19 protein-coding genes and 1 pseudogene are annotated in these 17,856 nt (G+C 49.0%); 12 read left to right on the forward strand and 8 right to left on the reverse strand.

Annotation, left to right across the window (positions count from 1 at the left end; all coding sequences use genetic code 11):
* Genes MO867_RS00335 through MO867_RS00355 form a run of 5 tightly spaced genes read left to right on the forward strand, consistent with a single transcriptional unit; the run spans nt 1 to nt 3,350 of the window.
* The gene (locus tag MO867_RS00335) at nt 1–852 is read left to right on the forward strand and encodes an outer membrane beta-barrel protein (RefSeq protein ID WP_252463943.1); all 852 of its coding nucleotides are present in this window, start codon (nt 1–3) and stop codon (nt 850–852) included.
* A complete protein-coding gene (locus MO867_RS00340) occupies nt 822–1,475 on the forward strand; it encodes an outer membrane beta-barrel domain-containing protein (protein WP_252463944.1) in 654 nt (217 codons plus the stop codon). Before MO867_RS00335 ends, MO867_RS00340 begins: the two co-directional genes overlap by 31 nt.
* Nucleotides 1,476–1,505: 30 nt before the next feature.
* Nucleotides 1,506–1,982 carry a TlpA disulfide reductase family protein gene (locus MO867_RS00345; protein ID WP_252463945.1) on the forward strand — a complete coding sequence of 159 codons (477 nt, stop codon included), beginning with the start codon at nt 1,506–1,508 and terminating at the stop codon, nt 1,980–1,982.
* 5 nt (nt 1,983–1,987) lie between these two features.
* The gene (locus MO867_RS00350) at nt 1,988–2,203 is read left to right on the forward strand and encodes a DUF4266 domain-containing protein (protein ID WP_252463946.1); all 216 of its coding nucleotides are present in this window, start codon (nt 1,988–1,990) and stop codon (nt 2,201–2,203) included.
* Nucleotides 2,190–3,350, forward strand: coding sequence for a DUF3570 domain-containing protein (locus MO867_RS00355; protein ID WP_252463947.1), 1,161 nt, complete (start codon nt 2,190–2,192; stop codon nt 3,348–3,350). The genes MO867_RS00350 and MO867_RS00355 overlap by 14 nt, the downstream gene beginning before the upstream one ends.
* Before the next feature lie 84 nt (nt 3,351–3,434).
* Here the strand turns inward: MO867_RS00355 and MO867_RS00360 are convergent, their stop codons facing one another.
* Together MO867_RS00360 and MO867_RS00365 are read right to left on the reverse strand one after the other, a co-directional pair.
* Nucleotides 3,435–3,734, reverse strand: a complete 300-nt coding sequence (locus MO867_RS00360; protein WP_252463948.1) for an antibiotic biosynthesis monooxygenase family protein — start codon at nt 3,732–3,734, stop codon at nt 3,435–3,437.
* Complete coding sequence (locus tag MO867_RS00365) at nt 3,715–4,071, reverse strand: NIPSNAP family protein (RefSeq protein WP_252463949.1); 357 nt, start codon at nt 4,069–4,071, stop codon at nt 3,715–3,717. The genes MO867_RS00360 and MO867_RS00365 overlap by 20 nt, the downstream gene beginning before the upstream one ends.
* An 89-nt stretch (nt 4,072–4,160) precedes the next feature.
* On the opposite strand from MO867_RS00365, the gene MO867_RS00370 reads away from it, so the two are divergent.
* On the forward strand, nt 4,161–4,853 hold the full coding sequence (locus MO867_RS00370; RefSeq protein WP_252463950.1) for an ArsR/SmtB family transcription factor: 693 nt from the start codon (nt 4,161–4,163) through the stop codon (nt 4,851–4,853).
* Between the two features lie 90 nt (nt 4,854–4,943).
* Here the strand turns inward: MO867_RS00370 and MO867_RS00375 are convergent, their stop codons facing one another.
* Nucleotides 4,944–5,417, reverse strand: a complete 474-nt coding sequence (locus tag MO867_RS00375) for a DUF998 domain-containing protein (RefSeq protein ID WP_309143290.1) — start codon at nt 5,415–5,417, stop codon at nt 4,944–4,946.
* A 279-nt stretch (nt 5,418–5,696) separates the two neighbouring features.
* Between MO867_RS00375 and MO867_RS00380 the strand changes: the two genes are divergently transcribed.
* The 3 genes from MO867_RS00380 (at nt 5,697) to MO867_RS00390 (ending at nt 8,681) form a co-directional block, all read left to right on the forward strand.
* On the forward strand, nt 5,697–7,085 hold the full coding sequence (locus tag MO867_RS00380) for a pyridoxal phosphate-dependent decarboxylase family protein (protein WP_252463951.1): 1,389 nt from the start codon (nt 5,697–5,699) through the stop codon (nt 7,083–7,085).
* Between the two features lie 127 nt (nt 7,086–7,212).
* Entirely contained in the window at nt 7,213–7,563 is a 351-nt protein-coding gene (locus MO867_RS00385) for a hypothetical protein (protein WP_252463952.1), read from the forward strand.
* A gap of 173 nt (nt 7,564–7,736) precedes the next feature.
* Complete coding sequence (locus MO867_RS00390; RefSeq protein WP_252463953.1) at nt 7,737–8,681, forward strand: alpha/beta fold hydrolase; 945 nt, start codon at nt 7,737–7,739, stop codon at nt 8,679–8,681.
* Between the two features lie 91 nt (nt 8,682–8,772).
* Here MO867_RS00390 and MO867_RS00395 read toward each other — a convergent pair.
* Nucleotides 8,773–9,549, reverse strand: a pseudogene (locus MO867_RS00395) (DUF2884 family protein).
* Between the two features lie 207 nt (nt 9,550–9,756).
* Between MO867_RS00395 and MO867_RS00400 the strand changes: the two are divergent.
* Complete coding sequence (locus MO867_RS00400) at nt 9,757–12,150, forward strand: zinc-dependent metalloprotease (RefSeq protein ID WP_252463954.1); 2,394 nt, start codon at nt 9,757–9,759, stop codon at nt 12,148–12,150.
* A 62-nt stretch (nt 12,151–12,212) separates the two neighbouring features.
* On the opposite strand, the gene MO867_RS00405 is transcribed toward MO867_RS00400, so the two are convergent.
* Both MO867_RS00405 and MO867_RS00410 read right to left on the reverse strand, forming a co-directional pair.
* Complete coding sequence (locus MO867_RS00405; RefSeq protein WP_252463955.1) at nt 12,213–13,043, reverse strand: transglutaminase domain-containing protein; 831 nt, start codon at nt 13,041–13,043, stop codon at nt 12,213–12,215.
* Nucleotides 13,044–13,047: 4 nt separating this feature from the next.
* On the reverse strand, nt 13,048–13,278 hold the full coding sequence (locus MO867_RS00410; protein ID WP_252463956.1) for a DUF350 domain-containing protein: 231 nt from the start codon (nt 13,276–13,278) through the stop codon (nt 13,048–13,050).
* A 166-nt stretch (nt 13,279–13,444) separates the two neighbouring features.
* Here MO867_RS00410 and MO867_RS00415 point away from each other — a divergent pair, with 166 nt between their 5' ends.
* The gene (locus MO867_RS00415; RefSeq protein WP_252463957.1) at nt 13,445–13,612 is read left to right on the forward strand and encodes a hypothetical protein; all 168 of its coding nucleotides are present in this window, start codon (nt 13,445–13,447) and stop codon (nt 13,610–13,612) included.
* Between the two features lie 1,031 nt (nt 13,613–14,643).
* Here the strand turns inward: MO867_RS00415 and MO867_RS00420 are convergent.
* Nucleotides 14,644–14,937, reverse strand: a complete 294-nt coding sequence (locus MO867_RS00420; RefSeq protein ID WP_252463958.1) for a putative quinol monooxygenase — start codon at nt 14,935–14,937, stop codon at nt 14,644–14,646.
* A 224-nt stretch (nt 14,938–15,161) separates the two neighbouring features.
* Between MO867_RS00420 and MO867_RS00425 the strand changes: the two genes are divergently transcribed.
* Nucleotides 15,162–16,106, forward strand: coding sequence for a LysR family transcriptional regulator (locus tag MO867_RS00425; RefSeq protein WP_252463959.1), 945 nt, complete (start codon nt 15,162–15,164; stop codon nt 16,104–16,106).
* A 152-nt stretch (nt 16,107–16,258) separates the two neighbouring features.
* On the opposite strand, the gene MO867_RS00430 is transcribed toward MO867_RS00425, so the two are convergent.
* A complete protein-coding gene (locus MO867_RS00430) occupies nt 16,259–17,764 on the reverse strand; it encodes a S8 family serine peptidase (RefSeq protein WP_252463960.1) in 1,506 nt (501 codons plus the stop codon).
* Between the last annotated feature and the right edge of the window lie 92 nt (nt 17,765–17,856).

Here is a 17,856-nt window from a genome sequence, read left to right on the forward strand (position 1 = left end):
ATGTTGAAGTTACACCGTTTTTTACACTCTAGTTTTTTCGCGGCCACTCTGTTTCTGTGCGCTGCTGGCGAGGTTGTGGCAGAAGACACTGCAGGACAAGGGTCTGTAGAGGAGAGTGTACCGGTTGAACCCGAGACCGATTCGGATATAACGAATTACAGTGAAAATCCGGATCCAGCAGATGCCGAGCTAGTGACCCTTGGCAATACATTTATCAATATTTATCGCGGCCCCGGTCGCGGTTACCCGATCTTTTATGTCGCCGAGTACGGAGAAAAAATTTGGCTGTTAAAGCGGCGTACAGATTGGGTAAAGGTGCTGACTTCCCGCAATAAAACCGGCTGGGTCAGAGTCGATGAGCTACGAGAAATTTACGGGGAAAATGGTGAGCTGGTCAGAGTGCCGTTGCCGGATTTCAACGGTGTCGACGATGGCTATTTTTATCTCGGTTTGCACTACGGTGATTTTGCCGGGGCCAATTCCCTTGGAGTCAATCTTGGCTATCAGTTTACGGCCAATTTATCCACAGAGCTGCGCGCAACCCAAGCGGTGGGGGAGTTTTCAGACAGCCAGGTCTACCAGGTAGCCCTGGTCCACCAGCCGTTTCCCCGTTGGAAAGTATCTCCCTACTTTGTACTGGGTGCTGGGGTAAATATCACCTCGCCAAATGCCACCATTGTTGCGACTGAAGATCGTCAGGATACTGTTATGCTGACGGGCCTGGGGCTGCGGACTTATCTATCGCGCCGCTTTGCGGTGCGAGCCGAATATACCAATCACTACCTGCTTACCACGCGGGAAAACAATCAGGAGATAGTCGAGTGGAAACTTGGTTTCGACGTATATCTGTAAGTTCCGCGGCTCTGTCCGCCCTGGTGGGAGCGCAGGCGTGTACGGCTCAACAGGATGATGGGGTACTGGCCGATATTGTTGCGCCGGAGCTGGAGCGCCCGGAAATACGCGATGCCCTGATCGACAGTGAAAATATTGAATTGGGCCTGTTTGCCGGTGTGATCAATGTTGAGGACTTTGGTTCCAACACACTCTATGGAACTTCGGCCGCTTATCATATTAGCGAAGATTTTTTTATCGAGGCCACCTATGCCCAGACCGAACTGGGTGAATCTAGCTTTGAGCGCTTGAGTGGTGTCGCGCCGCTATTGACTGATGATCAGCGCGATTTGAGCTATTACAACGCTTCAGTGGGTTGGAACCTCTTTCAGGGGGAACACTTTGTTTTTGAGGACTGGGCCTTCAACAGCAATTTTTACTTGATTGGTGGAGTGGGAAATACCTCTTTTGCCGATGAAGAGCACTTCACCTACAACTTCGGTGCGGGGGTACGCATACTTGCGAATGACTGGCTCGCAGTGCACCTGGATGTACGCGACCATGTTTTTGAGCATGAGTTGTTTGGCGAAGCACAAATGACCAATAACTTATCGACCCAATTGGGCCTGACCATATTTTTCTAAATCATAACTAATAAATAGCAAGGATTTTCCATGAAGCGCTTGGTTGTTTTGTTAAGTCTGTTTTTATCGATGTCGTATGTACATGCGGCTGAGCCATCCAAAGACTTTACCCTAGCATCAAATCAAGGTGCAAACCTGCGCCTAGCAGAGCAGCGCGGCGATGTCATAATGCTTAATTTTTGGGCGTCCTGGTGCGGCCCCTGCCGCCAGGAAATGCCACTTTTGGACCAGCTTCATGCGCGCTACTCTGCTGCGGGTTTCCAGGTCTGGGGAGTCAATGTAGACGCCCTGCGCAAAGATGCGGACACGCTATTGGCTAAAATTCCGGTGGATTTTCCCATCCTCTTCGATAGCAAGGGTGAAGTGAGCAAGCTGTATGGTGTTGCCGCTATGCCCAGTACCGTTTTTATCGATAGGGATGGCAATGTCCGATATATCCATAAAGGGTATCGGGACGGCGATGAAGCCGCCTATAAAAAAATGATTAAGGAATTGATTCGGGAGTAGGTGTAATGCGTGCCCTAATGCTTGTTTGCACTCTGGTGTTAACCACCGGTTGCACAATTACCCCCTGGGTAGCTCCCTATGAGCGACAGTATCTTGCGGATCCTATTATGGGGTTTGAACAAGACCCGGTAGCTGCTCGTTATATGAATCACGTCTACGAAGCGCGTGAAGCGGCCCGTGGTGCCGAAGGGGGGAGTGGAGGTGGATGTGGCTGTAACTAGGCTGATAGCACGCAGTGCCGGGCTATTACTTCTGGGCCCACTGGTTGCTGTTGCTGCAGTGCTGCCCGAGGAGCGCGCGGATGTCATGTACCACGGCTACAGCGGCGGAGGGGTGACTATTGACGGGCCCTCGGTATTGGTGCGTAAAAATTTAGGCAACAGTCTCTCCCTGTCTGCGAATTATTATGTCGATATGATCTCCGGTGCCTCCATTGATGTAGAGGCTACCGCGAGTGAATACTCTGAACAGCGAGATGAATTTTCCCTCGGCGCTGATTATCTAGTAGATAAAACGTCTATCAGCATTGGCTATACCAACAGCTCTGAAAATGATTATGAGGCGCAGACCCTCGCCTTCGGTATCAGTCAGGGGTTCTTCGGAGATCTCAGTACTATTGGCTTGCGAGTGAGCTACGGCAGTGACGATGTATTCCGTAACGGTGATGATAACTTTGCAGCGGAAGCGCAGCACCGCCGCTATTCCCTCAGTTGGAACCAGATTCTGACGCAAAAGCTGATTGCTGAGTTAAGCGTTGAAACCGTAGCCGATGAGGGTTTTCTCAATAATCCCTATCGCAGTGTAAGGTATCTTGACGCCGCTTCAGGGACCGGATTTAGCTATCAGGCGGAATTTTATCCCACCACCCGCAACAGCGATGCAATCTCTGTTCGGGCTAAATATCGATTGCCCTACCGCGCAGCGATCAAGGCTGAATATCGCCGCTATGCGGACAGCTGGGGTATCGCTGCGGATAATATGGAGTTTCGCTATACCCATCCCCTGAAGGAACAGGATGAGTGGATTTTGGAGGGGAAGATACGTTATTACCAGCAGAATAATGCTGATTTTTACAGTGATTTATTTCCCTATCTGAATGCCACCAGCTTCCGTGCCAGAGATAAGGAGTTGAGTAATTACACTACTCTGGCTTTGGGAATAGGCGTATCCTATGAGTTGCCGCAGCGTTGGTCTCTGTTAAATCGCAGGAATACAATCAACCTCTATTGGGATCATATCCTGTTTGATTATGAGGATTTTCTCGATGTGACCGTACATGGGGGTAGCACCTCTATCAACCCTGGCGCTGAACCTGCCTATAGCTTTTCTGCCAATGTTATTCGCTTGTTCTGGTCGATGCGGCTCTAAAAAATAAAGCCGCATCGATAAAGAGCAGAATATGAAGTGATAGTAAGGTTTTCCCGGGCTGTAAACTGATACTACAGCCCTTTACTACATACTGTAGTCCCGCATAATTTCCCCAATACGAATTCTATAATCGGCAAATAGCCGATTTTTTCCCAACTCTTGTGCCTCGAGATGCTGCGGTTGGTTCTTCCAGGCTTTTATTGATGCTGCATCTCGCCAAAAAGATAGAGACAGAATTTTGTCTGGTTGCTTAAGGCTTTGAAACCTTTCGATGGAAATAAAACCGTCGAATTGATTTAGGTATTCTTTCAATTCTGCAGCTTTAGAGAGGTATTTTTCTCTCCCCGAAGATTTTGGTACGATTTCAAATATCACTGCGAGCACAGTGTTTCTCCGGGGTCATTTTCAGGTAGGTAGCAGGCACGGCAGTCAAAAAGGTGCGTCGCTCTTCGAGAATAAATTTTTCCCATTGAGCGAATTGGAAGTTTTTACGGCCTGCCGATGACGCTTTTAGTGTCTTTCGATACTGCTCATAGTGGGTCAAACTATCAAAGGTGATAATACCAAAAGCCTGATAGTTAGTGCCCTCATGGGGTAAGAAGTACCCAAGCAGCTGTCCTCCGCAGTCGGGAATTATCTTGCTCCAATTTTCGGCATACTGCCTGAAAGCATCAATCTTTAGCGCATCTATTTTGTATTCAATAAAGCAGGTGATCGTCATTCTATTTGCCTCAATTCATGATGTACTGGCATTCTAGTGCTTTCAGTTTCCTATACTTCGATGGGCAACGAACTGTTTGGATAGTACATATGGAACCTGATATCTCAGTGATATCCAGCCTTATCGGGGATAGGGCGCGATCAAGAATATTAATGGCGCTGATGAGCGGGAAGGCGTTGACTGCAACTGAGTTAGCTTGTGAGGCAGAGATCAGTGCTCAAACGGCCAGTAATCACCTGTCCAAGTTGGTGGGTAGTAATTTATTGGTGGTGCGCAAGCAGGGCCGGCACAAGTACTTCCAGTTGGCGAACCATCAAGTTGCTGAAACTTTGGAGATGCTACTCAACCTGAGCAGCACTCTGGGGTCACAGAAGATTACTACCGGCCCAGCGGACCCCGATTTGAAGAAATCCCGTATCTGCTATGATCACTTGGCGGGCGTTACCGGTGTGGCACTTTACGATGCGCTACTTGGCCAAGAAATGATTTCTGAGAATTCACAAAATATAACTTTAACTGAGCGGGGTGAATTGTTCTTTCAGAAAAAAGGTGTAGCCGTAGATGAATTAAAAAAAGGTAAGCGCCCAATTTGTAAATCTTGCCTGGATTGGAGTGAGCGCAAAAGTCATCTGGCTGGTAGTTTGGGGCAATGGATACTTGAAGATGCACTGGCAAAGCAGTGGGCGAGTCGGCGGCTGGATTCAAGGGTGATTACCTTCTCAAAAAGGGGGGTGTCACAATTTACCCGATGTTATCAAATTGAGCCTGGCAGCTTTCTCTAGACCAGTTTTCAGTTCAAAATTAAACTAATGGATAGCCCGGATAACCATACCAATTGTGCCCCATAGCTGAGGCGTTGATGAATGTCCGGATTACTTTTTTGTTGGTAGGCTTTTTTTAAAGTGTAAGTGAAATAAATTGTTGCAATTAGACAGATTTGCGCTAAACAACCTGAAGCCTATGGTAAAGTGGCTGCTAGATAGGCTCACGAGTGGAGCAATTAATAGAGACAGCATCATGAACATCCCCGCCCAGGAGTGCACTTTGCAGCTAAAACTCGGATTTTTTGTATAAGGGTCGGCGTCCATGGGGAAGTAACCTGCTATCCAGGTTCCAATACCGTGTACGATAATTAAAAATCCAATAATTTTCAGTGCGATGGCAGTGTCGGCGACTTGGATTATATACAGGCCAAATACACAGAAGAAGACTCCCAAAGGATAGTTGTTGATGATGGGAGATAGCTTTTCGGTAGGGCTCCCGCTTGCGCCCAATTCGCTACAGAATTGCGTTGAATGGCTATAGCCGGTGTATTTAAATCCGGTTATAGCTATACCAATTACTATCCAGGAAAAAAATTATTCCAAAATAATCAAGCATTTTTCTGTGGACCGCTGAGTACATTACTGTGGAGAGTATCACCAGTATTTGGAGTGTTCAATTCTCTGTCTTCTAACGGTTGTCACATATAAGTTGAAACGCCAATCAATATTACACATTTTTCTTTGCTGGAAATAGGTACTTCTGTACCTGCTTCTCGCGCTTTGCACACGAATTCAGGGTGAATATTAATTGTAGATCTATTATATTTTCCTATTGCAAGAAAGGGTTTGATGGACAGTGATATGCACAATAAAAATAGCTCGAAAAATTCTGTTTCCATGAACGCTCTATCCCTGGCTGCGCGATATGCCGAGGAATATGTCGCTGATATTCGTGATCGCCGGGTGAGTCCATCCCGTGTTGATTTAGACCAGCTGAAGCAATTCAACGCGGAATTGTCCCAGGCGGGGCAGAGCGCTGAAGACGTAATCGACAGTCTGCACCACTATGGTTCTCCGGCGACGGTAGCGAGTACGGGCGGGCGTTATTTTGGTTTGGTGGTGGGGGGAGCAACGCCTGCCTCGATGGGAGCGGCGGTTCTGAATGCGGCCTGGGATCAGGTAGCGGTTTTGGAGGCGTCGGCGCCTTCGGCAATTCATCTGGAGCGTATCGCTGCGAATTGGGTATTGGAATTGTTGGCGCTGCCGTTAAAAAGCAGTGTCGGTTTTACTACCGGATCTTCGATGGCGAATATGGTCTGCTTGGCAGCTGCACGAAATTCACAATATCAAAAACTGGGCATCAATCTTGCTGAGACCGGCCTGTCCGGAGCGCCAGCATTGCGTATTATTGTTTCGGAGCAGTCTCACGTTACCGTGTATAAAGCGCTGTCTATTTTGGGGATCGGTACGCAGCAATTGGTAAAAGCGCCCTGTGATGATCAGGGGAGGGTACGTGCAGACCGGTTTCCCACAATTGATGAGACCACCATTATCTGCTTGCAAGCGGGTAACGTGAATTCCGGCAGCTTCGATCCCTATGAGGAAATCATCCCTCTGGCGAGGGCCGTGGGCGCCTGGGTACATGTGGATGGCGCTTTTGGCTTGTGGGCAGCGGCCTCTCCTGCCAAGTTTTCTTTAACCTGCGGAGTACAACAGGCGGATTCCTGGGCGGTGGATGCGCACAAGTGGTTGAACACGCCTTACGATTGCGGCCTGGCTATTTGTCGCGATGGGCATGCGGTACACACTGTGATGACCACCCAGGCTCCCTATTTACAGGCGGGTGTGCAGGTGCCACCCAAAGATATGGTGCCGGAATTTTCCCGGCGTGCCAGGGGGGTAGAGGTCTGGGCTGCTATCCAGGAAATGGGGCCGGCGGGCATTGCGGCTATGATTGATCGATGCTGTACCCATGCTCAACATCTCTGTGAGGGTTTGGCAGAGCTGGGTTATGATATTCTTAACGACGTGGTATTAAACCAGGTGGTGGCCACTATCGGCTGTGAGGATGATGTACAAAAAATTGTCAGTGCGATTCAAGAAGAGGGGGTTTGTTGGTTCGGAACTACGGTTTGGCAGGGTAAAACCGCCGTGCGTCTCAGTGTTTCCTGCTGGGCCACAACAGGTGAGGATATTGCTCTCACCCTGGCGTCTATCCGCCGTGCAACTGAGAAAATCATAGTTAGCTGACTCTCTATATGACAAGCGTCACTGCTGTAGGTGTATTGGCCTATGATATACCTGTTTGTCATTTTCCTTTTAAATTTGATCCCGTCTATTTCAGCGGTCGAGGCAGTCTATCCTTGATGAGATAAGTATGGATCTGGTAATGATGAATGATTACCCGCGGGCCTTGGAAATTACTTTTGATGCGGTGAGGAATGTGGGGCTTGCCGCGGCTCTACTCGGTGCTGCAGTAATTATTATAAAGGCGCCAACCCTTGCATTTAATCTGACTTGGCTGGTTTATGCCGAGGCACTGTTATTGGCAGGTTTATCCGTGTTATTACAGTTGCTCAATCTCGTTGCATGGCTCTGGGCAATGAGCCGACAGGGTATGGGGAAATTATGCTTATTATTAGTGGGGAGCCTTTTTGTGATTTTGTTGATGCACTTTTATGTGGCTGTTGTTTCCAATGTCATCCAGGGAGTATCACTATTTCCTTAAAATTAATAGATTTCTATTAATACATATTATTGAACTGCCCCATAAATTGGTAAATAACGAACAAAAGGATTAGTGTGGCAACAAGGTGTGCCGCCTGCCATAGATTGATATGAATATTTCACTGCCAATCATCGAATGTAAGTAAAAGGAGCAGAGGAGGCTCGTACAAGAAAATGACTTTTTGGTTGATTCTTATTCTTCTGCTGATCTTATTCTGGCTTTTATGGATGGTCCTTTGCAGCCCCGGTTTAGATCGTAATGAATTGTCACGATTTTCATTTAATCAGCTGACTCTACGCAATGGCTTCTCAGTAAATTACCGTGAAGTTGGGTCAGAGAATGGCCGTAAGATTTTGTGTCTACACGGTGGTGGTGATTCTCTGAGTACCTGGAATGCCTGGAATGTCAAAATGGGACAAAAGTACCATTTGATATTGGTGGATATGCCGGGACATGGGCTAACAGACCCGCTAGCAGAAGGCACCTATACGCCAAAGCATTTCGCTAATTTTATAGCTGAATTTGTCGAGGCTTTGCAGCTTGAGGATTTTGTTATTGTCGGCCATTCGTTTGGCGGTAATGGAGTCTTGCGTTATCTAACCGAGCACCCAGAGATTCCCAAGGCGGCGATTCTTATATCACCCTGTGGATATAAATGTGGTAAAGGCTTGGAAATGTCGAGAACGACGGCTCGTTTTGTTACAAACCACTGGGGGCGGTGGCTGGTTTCGCACCTGGGTAGCCGTGGTATCTTGCGAAAAATGCTGCGCTCCAAGTTTGTCTATGACCCTCAGGCACTACCGGAGGAAATGCTGGAGAGAATATATTTACTATCCCGTTACGAAAAAAATCGCGGTACAGTCATTAACCTGGTTGCTAATGCCACCCTTAACTTTCAGCCACTTTCCGGCCTGGAGAATATCAAGCTTCCCGTGCTGTTAATCTGGGGGGCTGAAGATCAGATTGTTCCATTGCAGATAGGGCAATACTTCTGCGAAAAATTACCGCGTGGGGAGTTAGTTGTGTATCAGAAAATAGGCCATCTGCCTCAAGTGGAAAATGCGGCGCAAAGTGCCACTGATGCAATGCAATTTCTTCATCGCGAAGGGTTGGAGTAGCGCACTTAATATTGTGGCCCTTGTTTTTTTGGGGCAGGCTGCCTTACTAAGAAAAAAAGGCCGCAAAGCGGCCGAGTTGGGGGGATGAAAACTAGTCTAGTTCGACCAAGTCATAGCTAGCGAGTTCCGGCACTTGCTGATGTAAGTCCATTTCCAGCTGATTGATTGACTTCAATCGATTACATAATTGGTTGGTGGCGTACTCTATTTGCTCCGAACGGTGCTCGACCATTCGCTCGGCTTCCTCAGTCGCTCGTTCCTGTATATCCTGGCCTCCAGTAAAGGTTGCTTTAAAAGCGTGCCAGGCAATAGTTCCTGCAGACTCCAAAGCCAAGCGTTCAATGCGTGGCTCAAACTCTTCGGCGATGGTGTTTTCTATGTAGTTGCCTATTTCCTAATCTCCCAGCTGGTAAATCTCACCGTCGCGATTGAGGCGGTCTTCAGTACGCTGGATCAGATCGGCAGAAAACTGCTGGAGTTCCAGAATGTCTGGATGGTCTGGACCCGCGAGGGCGCTGATGGCAATAGACAGCCCGTTCATGGCGATATCTACGGCTTCCAGGGTGATCACCAGGGTCTCTCGACCGACAATGTGTAACTGTTGACGGTATTCCTGCAACAGCTGCTGTTGTTGGTTGTCGAGTGGCACTGAATCGCCATCAATGCGCAGTTGAGCGGGAGAATGAAAGGTCACCAGTTGCCGTTCCCGATCATCACCGCTTACGGTAAAGAAGTCTGTGCCCACCTGAACGGGGTGGTCCATGGATACGCTGCAATCTCCCGAATCGATATGGATGGAGTCGTGGGCCATAGCCTGGCCAGTGTAGCTAAGTCCAATCAGTGCTGAGAGTGCGAGTGGCTTCCACATGTGCCGGTTTCCTGTTGGGTCTCTTTCCAGTGTGACGCAGTGACGTTGCTACACAGATGCAGTTCGGTAAAAATATTTATGGCTGTTTTTTGACCAACCCATGAGTGTTGCCGGTTTTTTCCGGGAGGAGATACTTGTTCGACGTGGATGTTGCCGCAAGTATTCTGTATTTTTAGTGGATAACACACATTCAATTGAGGGGAATCAATGTCTATTTGCAGGCACCTTGCCGCACTGTGTTTTCTGGTTTTCAGCGCAACAGTGAATGCTGAAAGTATCGCCGAGTACACTGCGGGTATGCAAAGGCACAGCGGTTTTCATGATTTTTATTGGGATGGTAGCAGTGGTCGGGTGCTGTTGGAGGTCAGTGAGTTTGACCGAGAGCTGCTCCTTCTGACCGGCCTCGCCCAAGGACTGGGGTCCAATCCGGTGGGATTGGACCGCAATCAGGCTGGAGAGAGCCGCCTGGTGAAATTCCAGCGCTCGGGTAACAAGGTGTTATTGCATCAAGTTAATCTTAAGTACCGCGCCCAGTCTGAAAATGCTGCAGAGCGCCGCGCGGTCGAAGAGGCTTTTGCCTCATCAGTACTTTGGGGTTTCACCGTCCTGGTTCAGGACGAAGGTACTGTCCTGGTTGACTTTACCCCCTTCCTGTTGAGTGATCAGCACGGTATTGCGGCGCGCTTAAAGGGCGCAGAGCAAGGCAGTTACAGTGTGGATAAAGCCAAGTCGGCTATTTATCTGTCGCGGACCAAAAACTTCCCCAAGAATAGTGAATTTGAGGCCCAGTTGACCTTTTTTGGCTCAGTGCCGGGAAAATATTTACGGGAAGTGGTGCCGACGGCATCCCTGGTCTCACTGCGCCAGCATATCTCCCTAGTCGAATTGCCCGATAACGATTATGTGCCGCGCCGTTTCCACAGCCGCAGTGGCTATTTTCCGTTTGCCTACCGGGACTACGCCACAGCGATTGAAAAACCCTTGGACCAGCGCTATATCTATCGCCATCGTCTGGAAAAAAAGGCGGGAACGGATGAAGCTGTGGAGCCGATTGTTTACTACGTCGACCCAGGCGTGCCAGAGCCGGTACGCAGTGCTCTGATCGAGGGGGCCAGCTGGTGGGACCAGGCTTTTGCCGCTGCCGGCTTTAAAAAGGCTTTCCGCGTGGAGATTCTACCGGAAGATGTCGATCCCCTGGATGTGCGCTACAACGTGATCAACTGGGTTCACCGCTCGACCCGGGGCTGGTCTTACGGCTACTCAGTCTACGATCCGCGCACAGGAGAAATCCTCAAAGGGAATGTGACCTTGGGCTCCCTGCGGGTGCGCCAGGATTTCCTGATTGCGCAGGGGCTTTTACAGCCCTATAGCGGTGATTCAATCGGTACCGAGCAGTTAAAAGCCATGGCTTTGGCGCGAATTCGCCAGCTGTCGGCCCATGAGGTGGGGCATACATTGGGCTTGGCCCATAACTTTGCTGCCAGTGCCGAGGAGCGTGCATCGGTGATGGACTACCCAGCGCCGTTGGCCTCTCTGGCGGGTAATAAGCTGGACCTTGCGAGGGCTTATGCCACCGGTATTGGCGTCTGGGACAAGTTGGCAATTCGGTATGGTTACGGTGGGGGTGACGGTGAAGCGGCTTACCTGGAAGGGATAATCGCCGAGGCTAAGGCAGAAAAACTGCGCTTTATCTCTGATCCAGACTCTCGTGCCATCAACAATGCCCATGCGGTTTCTCACTTGTGGGATAACGGTACTGACCCCCTGGCTGAATTCCAGCGTATGGTGGAACTGAGGCGCCACGCACTAAATAGTTTCTCTACGGCGGCAATCCCGGATTCCGCCCCTCGTTCAGATCTGGAAGAAACCCTGGTGCCGGTTTATTACGGACTTCGATATCAGGCTGAGGCTGTGGGTAAATTAGTCGGTGGCCTGGATTACGATTATGTTTATAACGACACTGAACGAAACAGCTATACCCTAGTGCCCGCCGAGAGGCAGCAGCGGGCGATAGAGGTATTGATGGGCACTCTCTCTCCGGAATTTCTCACTCTGCCGGAACAGGTTTTACAATTAATCCCACCCAAGTCATACGGTTACGAGCGCACTATTGAAAGCTTCCCGTCCTATACCGGTGTGGCTTTTGATGGGGTGGCGTTAGCGGAGGCTGCCGCAGGGCATACGCTGTCTATCCTGATGGATTCCCAGCGCGCTGCGCGAATGAATCAGCAGAGTGCGCGCAGTAGTGAGATACCGGGTTTTGGTAGTCTTCTGCATAAGCTCACAGCATTGTCTCTCGATAGTGATCGTTATACAGGACTGCAGGCGAGTATTCACCAGCGAGTGAACCATGTTTATATCGAGCGGCTGATGTTGCTCGCCAGTAATAAAGACGCAGATGAATCGGTGCGCGCTAAGGCGCATCTGGAGCTGGCGAAATTCCTGCAGGCGATGGGCTCCAAAAAATTATTTGGTGACGATCCTGAGGGCTACAGTGCTCACTATTACTATGAGGCGCAACGCATAGATGCTTTTAAGCGGGGCGAGCTTGAAGTGATCCCCGATGCGGTTAAACCCATGCCTCCGGGCTCACCAATCTGATTCAGTCTGGTTGCGTCCAGCTGCGCCCAGCGGGACAGCTGGCTGGACCTGCCGGATCAGGCTTAGCCGCGGATAAACTGGGATTTCTTTATCCAGTGATTACCGCGATATTGCCGGGTGGGAGCGGGATTGCTTTTGGCCCAGAAAAAGTGCCGGTTAAATTGAAACTCCGCATCGTAGCCTTCCGCCAGTGCTGCCAATGGCATTGCCTGCCAGCTGGTTTTGCGCCGCTTGCTCGTGGCCTCCAATAGGTATTCCTGATTATTCAGGATAGCCACTACCCAAGCGTGACCCTGGCCTTTGTGAGTGCCCAGTGCCACTCTCGCATCCACACCCAGCTCAATTAGCCAGTCCGCCAATAAGATAGCGTGATCTTCGCAGTCACCGCGCTTTTGATAATAGGCCTGGCGGGATGTCTGCCAAATATCTGCCAACCCGGCGTATTGCAGGTGATCGTATTGATATTCCTTATTTATTGCCAGTGTGTATAGCGGCACCCACAGCTGACGGGTTTTAAATGGCTTAAACCCCACCAGATAGCTGCTGGCAAAGTGGTGCTGCTGATCCAGCCCGCGGGCTGAAGCGGTCACCGATTCAATGCCTTGCCAATTCCAGACAGATATATGCGCACTCTCCTCCAGTGAACGTCGATCAACCACTTTCTGAATAGTCTCTTCTGCCAGCGGGTGTTGAGTGCCCACCACACGGACGATACCACCCTGGGAGTCCTTGACTGAAGCCGTGCTGCTGCCATCAAACGTTCGTAAGTTATCTGAAAGTGGACCTGCTAACGGGTTCTCAGCCCGGGGCTCTAGATTGCACGCACGCCGGATAAGCTCGGGAGCTATTAGTGCCAGAGACAGTATTAGTATTGCGGGAAACCACTTGCGCACAGGACTATCCTTTTAGCCCAAAGGAGATAATGATGGCTACGAAAATCAAGATGGTTGAGGCAAAAATTGACACAGCAATATTACCATTTTTGAGTTCACCTTCAATGTCAACAGTGCGCAGTAATTTTTTATCGATTGTAATTAATGCGGCGATACCAACAAACAAAGCCATTAATGTATAAATCAGATTAATACCGAGGTTAAAGAGCGTTGCCGTTAAAAATTCTAGTTCCATATGTTCTGCCGTGTAATTGTAGTTTTTGTATCAGTTAACAGTGCGTTGATTTATCTGGAAAGTCAAATTTACTGCAAAGATTATCATATTTTAGGTATGTTGATGGGTCTGAATATTCTCCTTGGTTTTGGGGTGAATATTTATTATTAGAGAGGTAGATTTGTATATGCATTTCAACAGCCTGTTAGGTCAGAAGGAAATCAGCGATATCCTGACTAATTCAATTACGGATAAGTATCTTTCCTACCGCGCGATGGAGCTTCTGGAAAAAATGACTGAATCCAATAATGAAATTTCTCTGCCTGTAGAAAGATTGGCCACTATGGATTTGTAACATGTTTAATTTAATGATCAAGTAACAACAGGTGATTCAGGATGAAAAGTAAGCGTTAGAATTTCACCTTGATCCGTGGTTTAGCTTGCTGTAAAAAATGAGGAAGGTTTTTTTTCGGGACTGTTAAGATGGCTGAACTATGCTGAGTAGTTGTTTGTCAGAGCTGTAAGGAGGTACTGGTGACAAAGTTCGCCCTTTTCGGATAGGTCATATAGATTTATCATTTCATGATGCCAGTGCCGGGGAGCTTAAGATATCTCTCGATAATTTGGGGCATGTTATTGAGTGTTGCACCGCCCTTATGGAGACATGTTCAAAATTCTGGGTAATAACCAGGTGGACCTTTTGGTGTCCGCCTGGTTACCTGCCAGCCATCAGAAATATTTAGCGAGAATAAAAATTGAATTCGCAAGCTAACGGGGGTTTATGAGCCTCTTTGTATCAGGGGGAGGCGGTCAATGTGCCCAAGGGTAGTTTTTGCTGTTTCCAATTTGCCAAACCCGAAGTGCTGACACCTCTGGTGTGACGTATTAAAAGCACTAATCCCGGTGCCGGTATTCGTCGTTTCTCTAGGGGGATACTTGAAGCCAAGGGATTGGCCGAAGCCGGTTATTACATTGCCTCCAACAGTGAAGCAGAATATTTTGATCCTTTTTAGGACGTGCTTGATTCTGGAGGCTGAATTGTAATCCCACTGTGGCATCCGCAACTTCTGCATTTAACACTATATCATCAGAGCATCAGAGCATCAGAGCATCAGAGCATCAGAGCATCAGAGCATCAGAGTATCAGAGTATCAGAGTATCAGAGTGGATTGTTGGGGGGTGTTCACCAAGCCAGACTGCTGCTAAGGAGAGAAGCTGAACCTCTAATCGGAGAGGCGACGCTAAAGGCCCATGCCAGCTTATATTTGGATAATGATAGGGTTATCGAACTGAACGATAAGCTGTAGTCTTTGCAAAAAATACAATGACGAGTAGCTTTTATTCAAGCCTATCCAGGCGATTGCCTGAATAGGCTGTTGAGTTTGATTAGCTATCAATCTCGGCCATTTCATTCAATACAAACTCATCCACGGCGCCCTCGGTCGCTTTCATATAGTCTTCCAGGTGCTTGTTGTTCATATGAGTTTGCCAGAGGCTGCGGCTCTCCCAATTCTCATAGAATAAAAAGTGGGCCGGGTTGCTATTGTCCTGATGCAAGTTGTAATTAATACAGCCCGATTCAGCCCGGGTGGTATTAATAAGCTTTAAGAGTTCAGATTTCACCAGGTCAATTTTATCGGCCTTGGCTTTGATGTGGGCGACAATAGTAAGTTTACCCATGTAAACACCTCTCTGTTCCGGTATGTATTAAATGAATTTGAGATCAAACACAGCTTTTCAATAGCCCACAGGGGAGCCTTAGAAGAAGCATCAAACCACTTGGTTTGGCTGTTTCTCTTCCCGAAAACTGCTTGGGTATTGAGCTGATCTACGTATTCTAGCTATAGATTGACCTGCTAAAAACACTATAATCTTTGAATCTTTATCAAAAATAAATTGACAATATGCAACTTGAAGACTTGCAGGTCATCTTGAAAGTAGCTGAGTTCCGCAGTATTACGGCCGCTGCAGCTAGCCTCGATCTGCGTACTGCAACGGCGAGTGCTGCGATCAAGCGGGTGGAAAGCGCCCTGGGTGTCGATTTGTTTATCCGCACGACCAGGCAGTTGCGCCTATCCAGCGCAGGGGAGCGGTTTATTCCCAAGTGTGAGGAGGCGCTGCTGACGCTGGAGCTGGCAAGGCAGGATTTGAAAGAGGAGGGCGGGCAAATTGATGGGGAGCTGCGCATTGGGGCCTCCTCTGACCTGGGGCGCAATCTTGTAACGCCTTGGTTGGATGAGTTGTTACTGTGTCATCCGGGCCTGAGCCTTAAAGTGAATATCAGCGATAGCCATGTCGACTTCTATCGGGACCCGGTGGATATTGCACTGCGCTATGGGCCCCCGGCTGATGCTAATCTTTACGGTTTTAAAATTTGCCCGGTGCCACGTTTATTGTGTGCGGCACCGGCATATCTGCAAGAAATAGATGCTCCCCTAACACCAGATGACCTCTCCTCGCACAATGGTCTTTTTTATCAGCTACACGAAATCGTCCACAGCAGTTGGGAGTTTCACCGAGGCGGAGATATATACAAGGTGCGCATGTCTGGAAATCGATCTTCGAACGATGGCGATCTGGTACGGCGTTGGTGTACCTCTGGCTATGGGCTGGCAATAAAGTCCTGCCTGGATATGTCTACGGATTTACTTTCGGGAAAGGTTCTTGCGGTTATGCAGGAGTATAAGCCCAAGTCGACAGAGCTCTGGCTGGTGTCCCCCGGCCGGCAGTCGATAACGCCGACCGTGCGGTTGGTGCGCGATACACTGAGAAATCGATGCGCTGAGGTCCTAAAGCAATTAGTGGATAGTGGGATACTTGCGCAACAGGATTTAGAGATGCTGGAGTGAGCGGGGCAATAATTTATACGCAGGGTTTATGGGCTGAAGTAGAAGAAATGACCGCCACTGAACAGATAAAAATGAGCGGTTCAGGTCGTGGATAAAAGGGAGGGAGCTTTCGCTCCCCCTCCATTGTCAGACCCGGCTAATACTTTACAGTGTTAGATTAAGCCGGAACAGCCATTGAGGCTGAGGTAGTCATAGGCTGCCTTGGCTTGCACCAGGCCATAACCATAGGCGTTGTCCCGCCCAGCGTCACCGAGGTCTTCAGCGGTGGCAGTGAGGGCATTGCGGATTTCCGTATTGCTGCAATTGGGAAAGTGGCTCCATACCAGTGCTGTAACGCCGGCTACATGAGGCGTTGCCATAGACGTGCCATTGAAATACTCGTAGCTGGTGGCTTCATTCACCAAGTGCACGTTGGCACTCAGCTGCAACAGCAGAGCGGCGCCATCGATATCAGAGATACCTACGGAGGGAATGTTTGTGGCGGTGTCACCGAGAGTTGCACTGGAGAGCAGGCCGTCTTCGTTATTGTAAACAATTGCGCCGACACCTCCGCCAGATTCACAATTCAATACTTTTTCCGCAAAGCTGATATTACCCCGTTCAATCAGGCAAAGTTTGCCTGCCGCACTGATACAGGCAGATTCGGCGGTACCGCAGTCCTCAAGATAGCCAGTAATTTCTCCAGCTGGAGTGCCGGAGATTGGGGCGGCTTCAACTTCAGTTCCATTGAGGGTAAGAGAGGAAATACGGCCGGTGTTGGTGGGCACAGAAGAAAGTACCTGCACACCGGGTGCAGATAGCTCGACTTGATTGGTTTGCTGTGATGAAGACCAAATTTCTTTGCTGCTGTCGATAGCACCTACAGAGAGCACCGACGAGTAGGAGGCGGGGTAAGAATGTGCTGTGTTGCCGTCGTTACCAGCGGCAGCAATGGACAGGATGCCGCGGCGATTCAGACTGCTGAATGCTCTTCTTTCAAAGGCGTTGGGGCTTTCACCTCCCAAGCTCATATTGATAACATTCGCACCATTTTCGGCACAGACTTCTGCGGCTTCCATCAAGGAGGAAGAATAGGCCCAGCCGTCGCCGCCGAAGACTTTAACGATGTGCAGATTAATATTGCTGCTGGGCATAATCCCCGCGACGCCAGTGTCGTTATTCATGGCAGCGATGGTGCCGGCTACGTGGGTGCCGTGACCGCTCTGGTCTTCATACCAATTGCCTGCACCGTCGGGGTCGCTGCTGCCAGTTACGGCATTGCCAGACAAGTCTTCGTGTACGATATCGTAGCCGGAATCAATAATACAAATGGTGCGATTGCCAGCTTGGCTATCTCCCAGTTGATCTGCTTGCACCATGGGGATTCCGTAGGGAATATCTTGGGACATGGGATAGCGTTTTACGTCTTCTTCAATAAAAGCGATATCCGGATTGGAGCGCATCTCCTTCAGTGCTTCTGCGGAGAGGTGCGCAGCCATCGCGTTATGCCTACGTATTTCAAGTGCCCTGCGGCCGCCCCTTTTATTCATAAATGAATTAACTGACTCACTCTTTCCGTGTTTAAAAGTGACGATATAACGCTTATCTTCAGCCGTGGCATGACCGGCTACAGCTAAAGTCAGCAGGCTAGCGGCAAACAGAGGAAAGGATTTTTTCATTGGAGGCTCCTGATAGTTTATTTACTTATTATTCCTTTTATCGACAGCCATGCTTTCAAAATTATTTTGATAGTGGGGTTTTTAGGTGTCGA

The sequence above is a fragment of the Microbulbifer okhotskensis genome, assembly GCF_023895975.1.
Taxonomy (GTDB): domain Bacteria; phylum Pseudomonadota; class Gammaproteobacteria; order Pseudomonadales; family Cellvibrionaceae; genus Microbulbifer; species Microbulbifer okhotskensis.